The following is a 15,675-nucleotide window of genomic DNA, read 5'->3' as shown; positions in this document are numbered from 1 at the left end:
GTAAAAAGGCCATTGGTGTGAGATTGCTCTCCTAACTCAATGACCTTTTCACTCCTCATCCCAATTTTTTAACCGAATGGTTTTATTTTATATAAAAGCTAATCAAAAATCAAGAAAAAATTTTAGATTGTCTTCCTTTATGTTTTCTGCTAAACTACTACCTAAAGAAAGAGTGTCAAATGGAAAATTTATATGTGAAGTTAGCGGCTTATCGTGAAGTGGAGACAGAGCGTTTGCACTTGCGTCCGGTCACTCTTGAAGATGCACCAGCTATGTTTGAGTATGCTTCTGATGAGACAGTTACGCGCTATACCTTTGCAACCAATCAAAGTATAGAAGAGACGCGTAATAATATTGCCCTCTTTTACCTAGCGAGTCCACTTGGAAGATGGGGGATCGAGCTCAAAGAGAATGGAAAATTTATCGGGACTATTGATTTACTGGATTTGGATCTTTGTCTGAAGAAGGGGAGTATCGGCTATGTTCTGAATAAAGACTATTGGAACCAAGGTCTTGCGACAGAGGCTACCAAGGCAGTCATTGCCTTGGCTTTTGAACAGTTAGGGATGAACAAGCTCATTGCTGTTCATGATAAGGACAACCCAGCTTCTGGACGGGTGATGGCCAAATCAGGGATGAAATATTCTCACGAGGAGCCCTACGCGATGCTAGACTTGCATGAAGAAGGGAGAATGGTGACGAGAGTCCATTATGTCCTCACTAAGGAAGAATATTTGGCAGAAAAATGAGTCAGGATATTGACAAAAGGCCTATCTCCATGATATAGTAGATAGGTACTGCTGGTTTAGCTCAGTCGGTAGAGCGCATCCATGGTAAGGATGAGGTCGCCGGTTCAATCCCGGCAACTAGCATAGTAAAAGAGAGAAGCTTAGAGGGGATCTAGGCTTCTTTTTGTACGCTTTCTTCTAACTGGGAGCCTATTCGTGGAATCTTTTTCAACAATTTTCAAAAAAACGTTGACAAGCACAGAAATCCGTGGTAAAGTTATAGCAACAAAGAGAAAGGAGAAAACCATCATGAACAAAGTAGATGTTTTGATGACACAATTGAATACACAGCTTCTCCAATCTCAGTTGAGTTCAATGTAGACAATGAATTAAACCCAAGATGGAGGAGTCTGTCTTGGGTTTTTTGTATGCATTTTTGCCTGCCTTAACTGAATTGGTGATAGGCATCAGAAGGCCCAAGTGTGGACTGAGCACGTACTCAGCTCCTACTTGGGTTTTTTCTGTGCCGTTTTGAAAAGGAGAGTAGATGATAAGAGCTATTTGGGAGTATATCAGAGAGCGCAAGTGGCGCTATATTAGCATTGCTGTGGTCCTGATTCTTTATGATTATACCTTATTGATCCCGACGCAAGTTATTCAGCGTTTAGTGGATCATTTGAGTCAGCAGACGCTGACGCAATCCAACTTTGTATGGGATATGGTCCTCTTGGTAGGATCAGCCATCCTCAATTACCTGACGGCTTTTTATTGGCAGTTGCGCCTTTTTCAGTCGTCCATTCATTTTAAGTCGACCCTTCAGGAGCAAGCATTTCGTAAGCTAGTAGCCATGCGGCGTCCCTTTTTTGAGAAATTCCGCTCAGGAGATCTCTTGACGCGCTTTACGACAGATGTCGATGGCATGGCCGATATGGCTGGTTACGGAATGATGATCATCCTTTATGGTGGCGGTTTATTTACCTTTATTATATTGGCCATGTTTTTCCTTTCTTGGCAATTGACTTTGATTTGTTTTATCCCCATGATATTTCTTGTCGTATCCACCTATTTTTTGAGTAAAAAGCAGGAGGACTACATTGAGCAAAACAGGGAAGCAGTCGCGCAGTTAAACGATGAGGTCTTGGAGTCTATCGAAGGGATTCGGGTCATGCGTGCCTATAGTAGACGGGACCAGCAGGTCAAACAGTTCCAAACAAAAACAGCTAGTCTTGCTAAAACAGGAGATAAGATCGCCTCTATTCAATATTCTTTTGGTCCTTTAGCCCTTTTGTTTATTGGAGTTTCGACTGTCTTACTCTTGGTATTTGGAGGTCAATCCTTAGCTACTGGGCAATTGAGCTTAGGAAAACTCTTGGCCTTGCAACTGTATTTGGTCTTTTTGGTTGAGCCTATGTGGATGCTATCAGATTTTATCTTGGTCTATCAGACAGGGCAAATGTCCTTTAAGAAGTTAAAAGAAGTGATTGATGAAACAGATGATTTAGAGCCAGATGGTCCGCATTTCTTGGAACAAATTGATTCGGTGGAGTTTAAGGATTATTCCTTCCGCTATCCTGGTGCTGAACGAGAGAGCCTGTCAGGTATTGATTGGATCGTTCAGAAAGGCCAAACAGTAGGGATTGTTGGTCGTACCGGATCAGGAAAGACGACCCTGGTACGACAATTTTTGCGGCAGTACCCAGTTGGTGAGGGAGGATTCTTGGTCAACCAGCAACCGATCGTTGCCTACAACCGGCGCTCCATTGAAGATAAAATTGGCTATGTTTCCCAAGAACATATTTTATTCTCGAAATCCATTCGTGACAATATTGCTTTGGGTAAAAATGGTGCTAGTGAAGAGGATTTAGTGGAAGCGGTAGCCCAAGCTGCTTTTGCGGATGATCTCGAGCGGATGTCTCAGGGAATGGACACCATGATCGGTGAAAAAGGGGTCTCTGTATCAGGAGGTCAAAAACAACGGATCTCTCTGGCGCGTGCCTTTTTAAGGGATGCAGATCTCTTGTTGTTAGATGATTCCCTTTCTGCAGTGGATGCCAAGACCGAGCAGGCCATTATTGACAGCATTCAAACAGAGCGGAAAGGCAAGACGACCATCATTGTTTCTCATCGCTTGTCTGCTGTCCATCAGGCGGATTGGATCATTGTCTTGGATCAAGGACAGATTGTCGAAGAAGGCAGAGCTAGTGATTTGCTGGCTCAAGAGGGTTGGTACTACGAACAATACCAACGGCAACAAAAACAGGAAGGAGAATAAGATGAAAGTATTGAAACGATTATTATCTAGGATCACGCTTTATCCTACAGTCTTTCTTGTTGGCTTTATTTGTCTCTTATTAGCGACCATCTTTTCTGAGTTGTCTCCATTCATTCTTCAAAAGATGATTGATGGGCCTTTGACCGCACTGACCCATGGTGGAGAGCAAGGTCAGCTACTCCAGATGGGAGGTTTTTATCTCTTGGTCTTAAGCATTGGGCAGCTGATTAGCTACCTAGGGAATCGGATCTTGCTACACGGAAGCAATCAAGTGACGGCTAACCTAAGAGACCAAGCCTTTCAAGTCATGCAAGGTCTACCGATCTCTTATTTTGATGATAAGCCGGCTGGAAAGATCGCGACAAGAATTGTCAATGATACGGAAACCTTGCGGACTCAGTTTTATAACTCCTGTATGGTGTTGATTATCTTTTTAGTACGTTTTCTCTTTGTTCTAGGGATTCTCTTTTACCTGAGCCCTATGATGGGCCTTCTCTTGTGTTTGGTCTTTCCGATTTTCTACGGGATCCAGTATCTCTACAAGGTCATGACGGACCAGCCAATGAAGGATTTCTTTGATGCGAGAAGCGAGGTCAATACCCAGGTCAATGAACTCTTGCATGGTGCCAGCATGATCCAACTCTACGGGCAAGAGCCCCATGTTATCGAGGAGTTTGAAGCCACTATCCAGAAGATGCTATGGGCTAATGACCGGATCCTTTTAGCTGATTCAATCGCTTCTTGGACCTTGACGGAATTGCTCAAGTATTTGGTCATTGCAGGTATTTTGACCATCGCTGGCATGTCTTACTTAAAAGGGAATATTGGTGTGACGGCTGGTTTCTTGTTTATCAATATCAACTATGTCATGAACCTCTTTGAACTAATGGCTGCCCTTAGTCGTCAATTTCCGAATATTCGGCGATCACTAGAGACGGGGAGTCGTGTCCTTGCCTTCTTGGATCAACCCTTAGAGGCCGATGGTGTATTGGAGCTGAAGATAGAAAAGGCTCAAGTCGTGTTTGATGATGTTCAATTTGCTTATGAAGAAGGCAAGCCAGTTTTACAGGATATTGCCTTTCAGGCGAGCCCTGGGGAAACCATCGCCCTTGTGGGCCATACTGGATCAGGTAAGTCTTCCATTATGAACCTGCTCTATCGTTTCTATGATCCTCAAGAAGGAGTGATTTTGATCGATGGGCAAGATATTCGCCAAGTCTCTCGTGAGAGCCTACGAAGCCACATGGGAATTGTCTTGCAAGATCCTTATCTATTTACAGGAACCATTGCGAGTAATGTGGCTATGAGTCAGGATCACATTGATCGGGATGCGGTCCAAGAGGCGCTGAAAAAAGTCGGAGCTTGGCCCTTTGTAGAGCGTCTTGAAAAAGGAATCGATCATCCGGTGGTTGAAAAGGGCTCCGCCTTCTCAAGTGGGGAGCGTCAATTGATTTCTTTTGCTCGTACCCTCTACATGAATCCAAAAATTCTGATTCTGGACGAAGCGACCTCCCACATTGATACGGAAACAGAGGAGATCATTCAGAAAGCTATGGCAGTTCTACAGAAAGGCCGGACCACCTTTATCATTGCCCACCGCTTATCGACCATTCAAGATGCAGATCAGATCCTGGTTCTATCAGAAGGACGTATTGTCGAACAGGGCCAACATGCAGTCTTGATAGCCCATGGTGGTATCTATGCCCAGATGCAAGCCATCCAACAGACAGTTGAATAAAAGGACATTCTTCAAATAGTAAAAGTAGCGTGTATTCTAGTATATACGCTATTTTTATGCTATAATTGAAATGATAGTGAGGTGATCCAAAATGTATATTGAAATGGTTGATGAGACCGGTCAAGTCTCTGAGGAAATGATCAAACAAACCCAGGAAATTTTAGAATTTGCTGCAAAAAAATTGGGCAAAGAGGACAAGGAAATGGCAGTGACCTTTGTAACTAACGAACGCAGCCATGAATTGAACTTGGAATACCGGGACACGGATCGCCCAACGGATGTGATCAGTCTGGAATACAAACCAGAGATGGACATTGCTTTTTCGGAAGAAGATTTAGAAGACCATCCAGAATTGGCAGAAATGATGGCAGAGTTTGATACCTATATTGGAGAGCTCTTTATTTCTGTAGACAAGGCGCGTGAGCAAGCAGCAGAGTATGGTCATAGCTTTGAGCGCGAGATGGGCTTTTTAGCAGTACATGGCTTCCTTCATATCAACGGTTATGATCACTATAGTCCGGAAGAAGAGAAGGAAATGTTTGGCTTACAGGAAGAGATTTTGACGGCCTATGGACTCACAAGACAATAAACGAAAATGGAAAAATCGAGAACTGATTGCCAGTCTTGAATTTGCTTTAACAGGGATTTTCACAGCCTTTAAAGAAGAACGAAATATGCGTAAGCATGCACTTTCAGCTATCTTAGCGATTGTTGCAGGCTTCCTTTTTGGCATTTCAGTCACAGAGTGGCTCTTTCTACTCTTAAGTGTTTCTTTGGTTATTGCCTTTGAAATCATGAATTCTGCTCTTGAAAATGTAGTAGATTTGGCGAGTGATTACCACTTCTCCATGCTGGCCAAAAACGCCAAGGATATGGCGGCAGGAGCGGTTCTCGTTATTTCGGGCTTTGCTTTGGTGACAGGATTGATCATTTTTGTGCCCAAGTTGTGGGCTCTAGTATTTGGATAAGAGGGAGACTCCCCTCATGAAAGGAAACTATGACATTTAAATCAGGCTTTGTAGCCATATTAGGACGTCCCAATGTTGGGAAGTCAACATTTTTGAACCACGTCATGGGGCAAAAAATTGCCATCATGAGTGACAAGGCGCAGACAACGCGCAACAAGATTATGGGAATCTACACGACCGATAAAGAACAGATTGTCTTTATCGATACGCCAGGGATTCATAAACCTAAGACAGCTCTTGGTGACTTCATGGTAGAGTCGGCCTATAGTACCCTTCGAGAAGTCGATACGGTTCTCTTTATGGTGCCAGCAGATGAACCACGGGGCAAGGGTGATGATATGATCATCGGACGCCTCAAGGCAGCCAAGGTGCCCGTCATCCTTGTGGTCAATAAGATCGACAAGGTCCATCCAGACCAACTTTTGGCGCAAATCGATGATTTCCGTAGTCAGATGGACTTCAAGGAAATTGTGCCGATTTCAGCCCTTCAAGGAAACAATGTTTCGCGTTTGATTGATATTTTGAGCGAAAACTTGGAAGAAGGTTTCCAATATTTCCCTGCTGATCAGATTACTGACCATCCAGAGCGTTTCTTGGTCTCTGAAATGATCCGTGAAAAGGTCTTGCACTTGACACGAGAAGAAATTCCCCACTCTGTTGCCGTAGTGGTGGATTCTATGAAGCGGGATGAAGAAACAGATAAGGTTCATATCCGTGCGACCATCATGGTGGAACGTGATAGCCAAAAAGGGATTGTCATCGGAAAAGGTGGCGCCATGCTCAAGAAGATTGGAACCCTTGCGCGTAAGGATATCGAGCTGATGCTAGGGGATAAGGTCTTCCTAGAAACCTGGGTCAAGGTCAAGAAAAATTGGCGGGATAAGAAATTGGACCTTGCCGATTTCGGTTATAACGAAAAAGAATACTAAGAAGAGGTGGGCAGAAGCCTGCTTCTTGTTTTTGAAAGGAGTTCTATGCCTGAATTACCAGAAGTTGAGACTGTCCGACGTGGTCTTGAGAAATTAATTCTTGGGAAGACCATCCAGTCCGTGGAAGTAAAGTATCCCAAGATGATTCAGACGGATCTGGATGCTTTTCGTCAAGATCTCCCAGGTCAAGAAATTCGGGCCATGGGACGCCGTGGGAAATACCTCTTGTTTTATTTGACGGATTTGGTTTTGATCTCGCATTTACGTATGGAAGGCAAGTATTTCTTTTATCCAGACGAAGTCCCTTTTCGCAAGCACGCCCATGTCTTCTTTTATTTTACTGATGGCAGCACCCTTGTCTATGAAGATGTCCGCAAGTTTGGAACCATGGAAGTCTTAGTACCTGAGCTTGTAGACAGCTACTTTTTGGCGAAAAAGATTGGTCCAGAGCCGACAGAAGCGGATTTTAAAGGGCCAGCCTTCCAAGCAGCTCTTAAAAAATCAAAGAAACCCATTAAATCAGCTCTTTTGGACCAAAAATTGGTGGCAGGTCTGGGAAATATCTATGTAGATGAGGTCCTCTATCGAGCCAAGGTTCATCCAGCTCGTTTGGGTCAAAACTTGACTGCTAGAGAAGCCAAAGCTATTCGAAAGGAAACAATCGCCGTATTAGCTCAGGCTGTCGAAAAAGGTGGCTCCACTATTCGCTCTTACAGCAATGCTTTTGGAGAGGATGGCACCATGCAAGATCAACACCAAGTCTATGGAAAGACAGGTCAGCCTTGTTTGCGCTGCGGGACACCGATTGAGAAAATCCAGCTGGGAGGACGCGGAACCCATTTTTGCCCGCACTGTCAAAAGGAGAACTAGATGGCAAGAATCATTGGATTAACAGGAGGGATTGCTTCAGGAAAGTCCACTGTCACCTCCTATTTGAAAGAAAAAGGTTATCCTGTCATTGATGCTGATCGAGTGGTCCATGACTTGCAGGCACCAGGTGGAGAACTCTATCGAGCTTTAGTAGAGCATTTTGGAAGGGACATTCTCCTAGATACTGGAGACTTGAATCGTCCTGCTCTGGCTCAACGCATCTTTTCAAGCCAGAAAGAGATTGCCTGGTCCAACCAAGTACAAGGCGAAATGATTCGCAAAGCTCTGGTGCGAGAACGGGATCGCTTAGCTAAAATAGAAGACCTCTTTTTCATGGATATCCCCTTGTTAATCGAGCAGGGATATCTGGATTGGTTTGACCAAGTTTGGCTGGTCTATGTGACGGAAGATACCCAGTTGCAACGTCTAATGGAAAGAAATGTCCTAACGGGGGTCCAGGCGCGCGATCGTTTGGCAGCCCAGATGCCTCTAGATGAGAAAAAAGCTTTTGTCGATCTCGTGATTGATAACAATAGTACGCGTGATTACCTCTATCAGCAAATTGATCGAGCTTTAGAACAAATAGAAAGAAGATGATCCTATTTCACTGGAAATCAATTGGCGTAAAAATCTTTTTATTGCCTGGATTGGCTGTTTTTTCGTAGGTGCCAGTCTTTCTTTGGTAGTCCCTTTTATGGCTCTATTTGTGGAGGAGTTGGGGATAAAAGGTCCGGCAGTTCCTTTTTATGCTGGGATTGCAGTCGCCTCCTCCTCTTTGACTTCCGCTCTAATGGCCCCAATCTGGGGGAGTTTAGCGGACCGTTATGGTCGGAAACCCATGATGTTGAGAGCCTCGATTGCCATGACCATGGGAGGAATTGCTTTTGTCCCTTCCGTCTTTTGGTTGTTGCTTCTACGCTTATTAAATGGTGTCTTTTCGGGCTTTGTTCCTAACAGTACGGCTCTCATTGCCAGTCAGGTGCCAAAGAATCAATCTGGATATGCTCTTGGAACCTTATCGACGGGAACCGTTGCCGGTACCTTAATGGGGCCTTTATTGGGTGGATTGATTGCGGAGCAATTTGGCATGCGGAACGTCTTTCTCCTCGTTGGTTTTTTCCTCTTTCTCGTCTCTGTCTTGACTTGGTGGGGCATTGAGGAAGACTACCAACAAATATCGAAGGAGGAGCATCTTTCAAGCTGGGCTTTACTGGCTTCTATCCAGCATAAGGACATTTTACTGGGTCTTTTTTTGACCAGTATGACCATCCAGATGATCGGTCAATCTATTTCTCCCATTCTTCCCCTCTATGTAAGAGAGCTTGGTCAGAGCGACAATGTTATTTTTGTATCTGGGCTGATCGTATCAGCGATGGGGATTTCCAGTATCCTGACATCGGGATGGATGGGAAAGCTCGGAGATAAAATCGGCAACCATCGCCTCCTACTTTTAGCCCTTCTCTATAGTGGGATCCTCTATATCTTCTGTGCCCTTGCTCAGACTCCTTTTCAATTAGGCCTTCTTCGTTTCCTATTTGGAATTGGGACAGGAGTCTTAATGCCAGGAGTGACGGCTCTCTTAAACCGCATGACTCCCAAAGAAGGAATTTCACGGATATTTAGTTACAATCAACTCTTCTTTTATATTGGGGGAGTTCTTGGTCCCATGATGGGTTCTAGTATTGCCATGCATGTCAATTACCATTGGGTATTCTATGGGACCGCTATTCTTGCCTTTATAGATTTGGCCTTCCTTTTATTCATCTTTAGAAAGTATTTGAAAGTGAGAGAAATCAGTGCGCATTAAAGTACAACTAACCTGCACGAGCTGTGGTAGTCAGAATTATTTGACAAGTAAAAATATGAAGACCCACCCTGAAAAAATTGAAGTTTTGAAGTATTGTCCCAAAGAGAGAAAAGTGACATTACATCTTGAAACGAAATGATTTTTATGGTAAAATAGATAGGATTTTAAGGAGTTTTTTAATTATGACTAAACCGTTGATTACAATTTTATTGGTACTATCTGTATTAATTATTATCGCTATCTTCATGCAACCAACAAAAAATCAATCTAGCAACGTATTCGATGCAAGTTCAAATGATTTGTTCGAACGTTCAAAAGCTCGTGGATTCGAAGCAGTGATGCAACGACTAACAGGAGTAATGATTTTCCTTTGGTTACTCATTGCGATGATTCTAATGGTATTATCCAGTAAATAAGATAGGCTTAGACATTGTCTTTGCCTATTTTTTCATCTATGAGTTGTTTGATAGGGAGATTGTCACTTGTAAAGAAATCTCTCTGAAAGAAAGAAAATAAAGGAGGCTGGATGTCCAGCGCAAGATATGAAAAGTAAAATTATTGATTATTTAAAACAGGAGGGAAAAGCTCAGGTTGATCAATTAGCTCAAGCCATTGGAAGTACAGACGCCAAAGGTTTTCGTGAACTGATTAAGACCATTTCGCTGATGGAGCGACGTCGTCAATTGACCTTTGAAGAAAATGGCTTTTTAAGACTCCTTGATGCTAAGCCAAAAGGGACCATTACCGTGAAAGGCATTTTTCATGCTCATAAAAGTGGCTTTGGTTTTGTCAGCTTAGAGGGGGAAGAAGAGGATCTCTTTATTGGACGAAATGATGTCAACCATGCCATTGATGGAGATACAGTTGAGGTTGTGATCACCAAGGTAGCTGATCGTCAAAAGGGGACAGCAGCAGAGGGGAAAATCATGGATGTCTTGGAGCATAGTCTCCAAACAGTTGTTGGCCAAATCGTTCTGGATGAAGAAAAGCCCAAGTATGCTGGATACATCGTTTCAAAGAATCAAAAGATTAGCCAAAAGATCTACGTGAAAAAGCCAGCCCTGCAATTGGAGGGGACAGAAGTTCTCAAGGTTGCTATTGATCAGTATCCGAGTCGGAAGCACAACTACTTTGTGGCCACTGTTCAAGATGTAGTTGGGCATGTGACAGATCCTGGGATTGATGTTTTGGAAGTCCTCGAGTCCATGGATATTGTCTCAGAATTTCCAGAAGCAGTCCTCAAAGAAGCAGAAAGCATTCCAGACAAGCCTAGTGAGAAAGATATGGAGGGACGATTGGACCTTCGAGATGAAATTATCTTTACCATTGATGGTGCCGATGCTAAGGACTTGGATGATGCGGTTCACATTAAGCGCTTGGAAGGTGGGAATTTCGAACTAGGGGTTCACATAGCCGATGTCTCTTATTATGTAACCGAAGGTTCCGCCTTGGACAAGGAAGCCCTCAACCGAGCTACCTCTGTCTATGTAACCGATCGAGTTGTTCCCATGTTACCAGAGCGGTTATCCAATGGGATTTGTTCCCTAAACCCTCAAGTGGATCGCTTGACCCAGTCAGCTATTATGGAGATTGACGAGCGTGGTCGGGTTCTTCGATACCAGATTACCCAAACGGTTATTAACACGACCTTCCGGATGACCTATAGTGATGTCAATGAAATCATTGCAGGAGACCAAGAGAAGCGTGAGGAATATCAAGCTATTGTTCCAAGTATCGAAGCCATGGTTGGTCTTCATCAGATTTTAGAAGGAATGCGGGAAAAACGAGGAGCCCTGAACTTTGATACCAGTGAAGCTAAAATCCTAGTCAATCCTCAAGGAAAACCAGTCGACATCGTCTTGCGTCAACGGGGAATTGCAGAACGGATGATTGAATCTTTCATGCTGATTGCCAATGAGACAGTGGCTGAGCACTTTGCCAAACGAAAACTTCCCTTTATTTACCGGATTCACGAAGAACCCAAAGCAGAGAAGGTGCAAAAGTTTATCGATTATGCCTCTAGCTTTGGCATACCTATTTATGGGACAGCTAGTTCCATGAGTCAGGAAACCTTGCAAGATATCATGAAGAGAGTAGAAGGGGAACCTTATGCGGATGTCTTGTCTATGATGTTGCTTCGTTCCATGCAGCAGGCGCGTTATTCCGAGCACAACCATGGGCACTATGGGCTAGCAGCTGAGTTCTATACTCACTTTACCAGTCCGATTCGCCGGTATCCAGACTTATTAGTCCACCGTATGGTGCGAGAGTATGGGAAGGATTCTGAAGTAGCTAGTCATTTTGAACAGGTCATTCCAGATATTGCCAGCCAATCCTCTAGTCGGGAACGCCGCGCCATTGATGCCGAACGAGAAGTAGAAGCTATGAAGAAGGCAGAGTATATGGAAGAGTATGTTGGCGAAGAGTACGATGCTCTGGTGTCCAGTGTCGTCAAGTTTGGTCTCTTTGTTGAATTGCCAAATACCGTAGAAGGTTTGATCCACATCACCACCTTACCGGGTTTTTATCATTTTAATGAGCGCGATTTGACCTTGCGAGGGGAAAAATCAGGTGTCACTTTCCGTGTCGGTCAAGAGATCCGAATCAGGGTTGAAAGAGCGGATAAGATGACTGGCGAGATTGATTTCTCTTATATTCCTAGTGAGCTGGATCTGATTGAAAAAGGCAATAAAGCTTCTGGACGCAAAAATCGGAATGGGACCTTTAAGCGCCCTTCTTCTAAGAAAGAAGAAGGAAAGCAAGGAGGCTTTAGAGAAAACAAGCGCAAGCATTCTCCAAAAGACAAGAAGAAAAAGAGTAAGAAACCTTTTTACAAGGAAGTAGCTAAGAAAGGAGCTAAGCATGGCAAAGGGCGAGGGAAAGGTCGTCGCACAAAATAAAAAAGCAAGCCACGATTATACGATTGTTGATACCATAGAAGCAGGAATGGTCCTCACTGGTACAGAAATAAAGAGTGTTCGAGCAGCTCGCATCAACCTCAAGGATGGATTTGCCCAAGTCAAAAATGGGGAAGTCTGGCTCAGCAATGTTCATATTGCTCCCTATGAGGAAGGCAATATTTGGAACCAAGATCCAGAACGCCGTCGTAAACTCTTGCTGCATAAGAAACAGATTCAAAAACTGGAACAGGAAACTAAAGGGACAGGGATGACTCTAGTTCCCCTCAAGGTGTACCTTAAGGATGGCTACGCCAAGCTCTTGCTGGGCTTAGCCAAAGGAAAGCACGATTATGACAAACGTGAATCCATCAAACGGCGGGAACAAAATCGTGATATTGCTCGTGTGATGAAACAATACAATACACGTTAAAGCAAGAAATAGGAACAGCTGAAGCAAGTGCTGAAAACTGTTCCTATTTTTAATGATCTTTTTTTGAAACCGCTTGCATTTTTATCTGGATAAGGGTATACTGAAGGTAGCGTTGGTATAGTTGTTTTTCGTCGGCTTGAAAATTATTTTCTAGCCTCTTTTGTAGTCATAAAGGAGATCGACTATGAGAAAACTACTGGTCAAACTAATGATTGCTTTCATGGCCTTTGCCTTGATTCCAGTTCAAGTAGCGCAGGCTTGCTCAGCTATCATTGTTGGGAAGGAGCTCACGACGGATGGTTCCATGCTCTTTGGGCGGACTGAAGACTATCCTTATGCTCCAGATGGTGGTCGCCACAATAAAACTTACGAAGTGGTGCCTGCCAAAGACTATAAGGATGGGGATATGTTGGAAGATGAATCCAACGGCTTTGCTTATCCGCACCTAAGTCATGAAATGAAGTATACGGCTACCTATGATGCAGCCCATGGAGATGGTTCCAACGGAAACTTTGGAGCACACGGCTTTAACGAAGCGGGCGTTTCCATGACTTCTACCGTATCTGCAACCCCACACGATAAGATTTTGGAAGCAGACCCATTGGTGAAAAATGGCTTGGCTGAGGCTGCTATGGTGGACTTAGTTCTTCCACGTGTGAAAACAGCTCGTGAAGGAATTGAGTTGGTTGCCAAGGTACTTGATGAAAAAGGATCTGCCGAAGGAAACATCATTGTCGTAGCAGATAAGAATGAACTCTGGTACATGGAAATCCTCTCTGGTCACCAATATGTAGCCATTAAATTCCCTCAAGACCGCTATGCCATCTTTGCCAATACCTACTATCTAGGACATGTGGATTTCAAGGACAAGGAAAATGTCATTGCTTCGAAAGATGTGGAAGCAGTTGCTAAAAAGGCAGACCATTATAAGACAGATAAGGATGGAAAATTCCATATTGCAGATTCTTATGGTCCAGATGAATACACAGAACGCAACCGTTCACGGACCTATGCAGGAATTACCTTGATGGATCCTAAAGCAGACGTCAAATATGATGACAAACACTTTGACCTCTTACGCAAACCAACAGATCCTTCTAAGAAATATAGCCTAGAAGATGTTTTCGCTGAACAACGGAACCGGTTCGAACACCTCAAACAATACACACCAGATGACTTGGTGGAACCAGGTAAAGAAGTCGATACCAATAAATATAAATATGCTTTGGGAAATGAAAACGTCATTAACGCCCACGTATACCAAATTAAGAAGGACTTGCCAGCTCCATTTGGAGGTGTCGTTTGGTTGGGACTCGCTCAAAGCCGGAACACGCCTTATGTGCCATTCTATGGTATTGTCAATGATACCTATGGTCCGTTTAAGGTACGTTCTGCCAAGTACGATCCAACTTCTTGGTATTGGGCTGTTTGGCATATTGACCAAATGGTCATGAAATACCCAGACCTCTTTGGCAACAGCATCCAAGAGAAGTGGAAAGAAATGGAAGAAGGCTGGATCAAGGAACAAGCTGCTTTGGATCAAAAATATAGTGGACTCACTGATGACCAAGCAAAAGCTACTGCGGACGAAGTAACAAGTGACTCTCTTAAACGTGCGGAAACTATCTTCAAACAAATCAAACAAGTTGAAAGTGAAATGGAAGATAAGATTCGTACAGAAAAAGGTTTGGAAGCAGACTTTGTATATGATGGCTACAACAAGGCCAATCTGGTAGCAGCAGCCCAAGCTGAAAAAGATGCATCGAAAGAAACAGATAAGAAGGAAGAAACAGCTTCTAGTCAATCATCTAGCAAGGCAAGTGATTCAAATAGCAGTTTATCTGCCGTCTTAGGAGTTTTAGCTCTTGCAGGATTTGGCTTGGCAGGTTTCTACTTTAAAAAATCAAAAAAGAATGAAAATGAAGAATAAGTAGACAGAGACTGCTAAATCAGCATCCTGCCTCAACTGGATTCTAAGAGAGTGGAATAGAAGTCTTCACAAAAGGAGCTTGCAATTCCACTCTTTTTATTGTTATTTGCATGCAATTTTTGTATGATAGGGATAGATAGAAAGAAGGAGAAGAAACGGATGCCTGAAAAATTGATTGCCTATAAGCGGATGCCTTTGTGGACCAAGGATACCATGCCTGAAGCAGTCCAAAGAAAACACAATACCAAAGTAGGTACTTGGGGAAAGATTACCGTCCTCAAAGGAAAACTCAAGTTTGTTGAGCTGACAGAAGATGGGGAAGAAGTAGCCAGCCATGTTTTTGAAGCAGGTGCGGATAATCCTATGGCACAACCTCAAGCTTGGCACCGTGTAGAGGCCCTTACAGATGATGTGGAATGGTTCTTGGAATTTTACTGTGAGCCAAAAGATTATTTCCCCAAAAAATATAATGGTAACCCCGTCCATTCGGAAGTGCTAGAAGCCATGGAGTCCCTTTCTCCAGGGAAAGCCTTGGATTTAGGGTGTGGACAAGGACGAAATGCTCTCTTTTTGGCCCAGCATGGCTTTGAAGTGACAGCAGTCGATCAAAATGAATTAGCACTAGAAATCCTACAAAGTATTGTAGAACAAGAAGATTTGGAAATGACTGTGGGGCTCTATGATATTAACTCGGCAGCCCTAACGCAAACCTATGACTTGATTGTCTCAACAGTTGTCCTCATGTTCTTGCAAGCGGATCGCATTCCAGCGATTATTCGAAATATGCAAGACCAGACCAATCCAGGTGGCTATAACTTAATCGTTTGTGCCATGGATACAGAGGACTATCCTTGTCAGGTTCCTTTCTCCTTTACATTTAAGGAAGGCGAGCTAGCTGACTATTACAAGGATTGGGAACTCATTAAATACAATGAGAATCCAGGTCATCTGCACCGACGTGATGAAAATGGTAATCGGATTGCCTTACGCTTTGCGACCATGCTAGCCAAGAAAAAATAATAGCCTCTCTAGACAAGGACACCCTTGCAGTCGTCCTTGTCTTTTTATATCTGAAAACTTTCTGAAAGTACTTGATTTTTTAC

Annotated in this window: 15 protein-coding genes and 1 tRNA gene; all 16 read left to right on the top strand. The window is 43.5% G+C overall.

Going from position 1 to position 15,675, the window contains the following annotated elements; all coding sequences use genetic code 11:
* Positions 1-179: 179 nt before the first annotated feature.
* Positions 180-749 carry a GNAT family N-acetyltransferase gene (locus EL081_RS07345; protein ID WP_126404645.1) on the top strand — a complete coding sequence of 190 codons (570 nt, stop codon included), beginning with the start codon at positions 180-182 and terminating at the stop codon, positions 747-749.
* A 50-nt stretch (positions 750-799) separates the two neighbouring features.
* Positions 800-872, top strand: a tRNA-Thr gene (locus EL081_RS07340).
* 403 nt (positions 873-1,275) lie between these two features.
* Positions 1,276-3,000 carry a tetracycline efflux ABC transporter Tet(46) subunit A gene (gene tetA(46) / locus EL081_RS07330; RefSeq protein ID WP_126404643.1) on the top strand — a complete coding sequence of 575 codons (1,725 nt, stop codon included), beginning with the start codon at positions 1,276-1,278 and terminating at the stop codon, positions 2,998-3,000.
* Between the two features lies 1 nt (position 3,001).
* Entirely contained in the window at positions 3,002-4,738 is a 1,737-nt protein-coding gene (gene tetB(46) / locus EL081_RS07325) for a tetracycline efflux ABC transporter Tet(46) subunit B (protein ID WP_126404641.1), read from the top strand.
* 91 nt (positions 4,739-4,829) lie between these two features.
* Positions 4,830-5,327 (top strand): rRNA maturation RNase YbeY, encoded by a 498-nt coding sequence (gene ybeY / locus EL081_RS07320; RefSeq protein WP_126404639.1) that lies wholly within the window; start codon positions 4,830-4,832, stop codon positions 5,325-5,327.
* The gene (locus tag EL081_RS07315) at positions 5,308-5,706 is read left to right on the top strand and encodes a diacylglycerol kinase family protein (protein WP_126404638.1); all 399 of its coding nucleotides are present in this window, start codon (positions 5,308-5,310) and stop codon (positions 5,704-5,706) included. The genes ybeY and EL081_RS07315 overlap by 20 nt, the downstream gene beginning before the upstream one ends.
* A 29-nt stretch (positions 5,707-5,735) precedes the next feature.
* Positions 5,736-6,635, top strand: coding sequence for a GTPase Era (gene era / locus EL081_RS07310; RefSeq protein WP_126404636.1), 900 nt, complete (start codon positions 5,736-5,738; stop codon positions 6,633-6,635).
* A gap of 45 nt (positions 6,636-6,680) precedes the next feature.
* A complete protein-coding gene (mutM, locus tag EL081_RS07305; RefSeq protein WP_126404634.1) occupies positions 6,681-7,505 on the top strand; it encodes a DNA-formamidopyrimidine glycosylase in 825 nt (274 codons plus the stop codon).
* Positions 7,506-8,102 carry a dephospho-CoA kinase gene (gene coaE / locus EL081_RS07300; protein ID WP_126404632.1) on the top strand — a complete coding sequence of 199 codons (597 nt, stop codon included), beginning with the start codon at positions 7,506-7,508 and terminating at the stop codon, positions 8,100-8,102.
* Between the two features lie 16 nt (positions 8,103-8,118).
* Positions 8,119-9,312: a multidrug efflux MFS transporter gene (locus tag EL081_RS07295; protein ID WP_277870575.1), complete on the top strand. Its 1,194-nt coding sequence runs from the start codon at positions 8,119-8,121 to the stop codon at positions 9,310-9,312.
* The gene (gene rpmG / locus EL081_RS07290) at positions 9,302-9,451 is read left to right on the top strand and encodes a 50S ribosomal protein L33 (RefSeq protein WP_081453577.1); all 150 of its coding nucleotides are present in this window, start codon (positions 9,302-9,304) and stop codon (positions 9,449-9,451) included. Before EL081_RS07295 ends, rpmG begins: the two co-directional genes overlap by 11 nt.
* A gap of 43 nt (positions 9,452-9,494) precedes the next feature.
* On the top strand, positions 9,495-9,728 hold the full coding sequence (secG, locus tag EL081_RS07285) for a preprotein translocase subunit SecG (RefSeq protein WP_006595869.1): 234 nt from the start codon (positions 9,495-9,497) through the stop codon (positions 9,726-9,728).
* Between the two features lie 126 nt (positions 9,729-9,854).
* On the top strand, positions 9,855-12,212 hold the full coding sequence (gene rnr, locus EL081_RS07280; RefSeq protein ID WP_126404628.1) for a ribonuclease R: 2,358 nt from the start codon (positions 9,855-9,857) through the stop codon (positions 12,210-12,212).
* On the top strand, positions 12,175-12,642 hold the full coding sequence (gene smpB, locus EL081_RS07275) for an SsrA-binding protein SmpB (RefSeq protein ID WP_006595871.1): 468 nt from the start codon (positions 12,175-12,177) through the stop codon (positions 12,640-12,642). Before rnr ends, smpB begins: the two co-directional genes overlap by 38 nt.
* Positions 12,643-12,826: 184 nt before the next feature.
* Entirely contained in the window at positions 12,827-14,572 is a 1,746-nt protein-coding gene (locus tag EL081_RS07270; RefSeq protein ID WP_126404626.1) for a C69 family dipeptidase, read from the top strand.
* Positions 14,573-14,731: 159 nt separating this feature from the next.
* Positions 14,732-15,592, top strand: a complete 861-nt coding sequence (gene tehB / locus EL081_RS07265) for an SAM-dependent methyltransferase TehB (RefSeq protein WP_126404624.1) — start codon at positions 14,732-14,734, stop codon at positions 15,590-15,592.
* Positions 15,593-15,675 lie beyond the last annotated feature (83 nt).

The organism is Streptococcus viridans (assembly GCF_900636365.1).
GTDB classification, from domain to species: Bacteria; Bacillota; Bacilli; order Lactobacillales; family Streptococcaceae; genus Streptococcus; species Streptococcus viridans_A.
The sequence above is the reverse complement of the archived record's forward strand: the minus strand, read 5'-3'. Positions and strand labels throughout refer to the sequence as shown.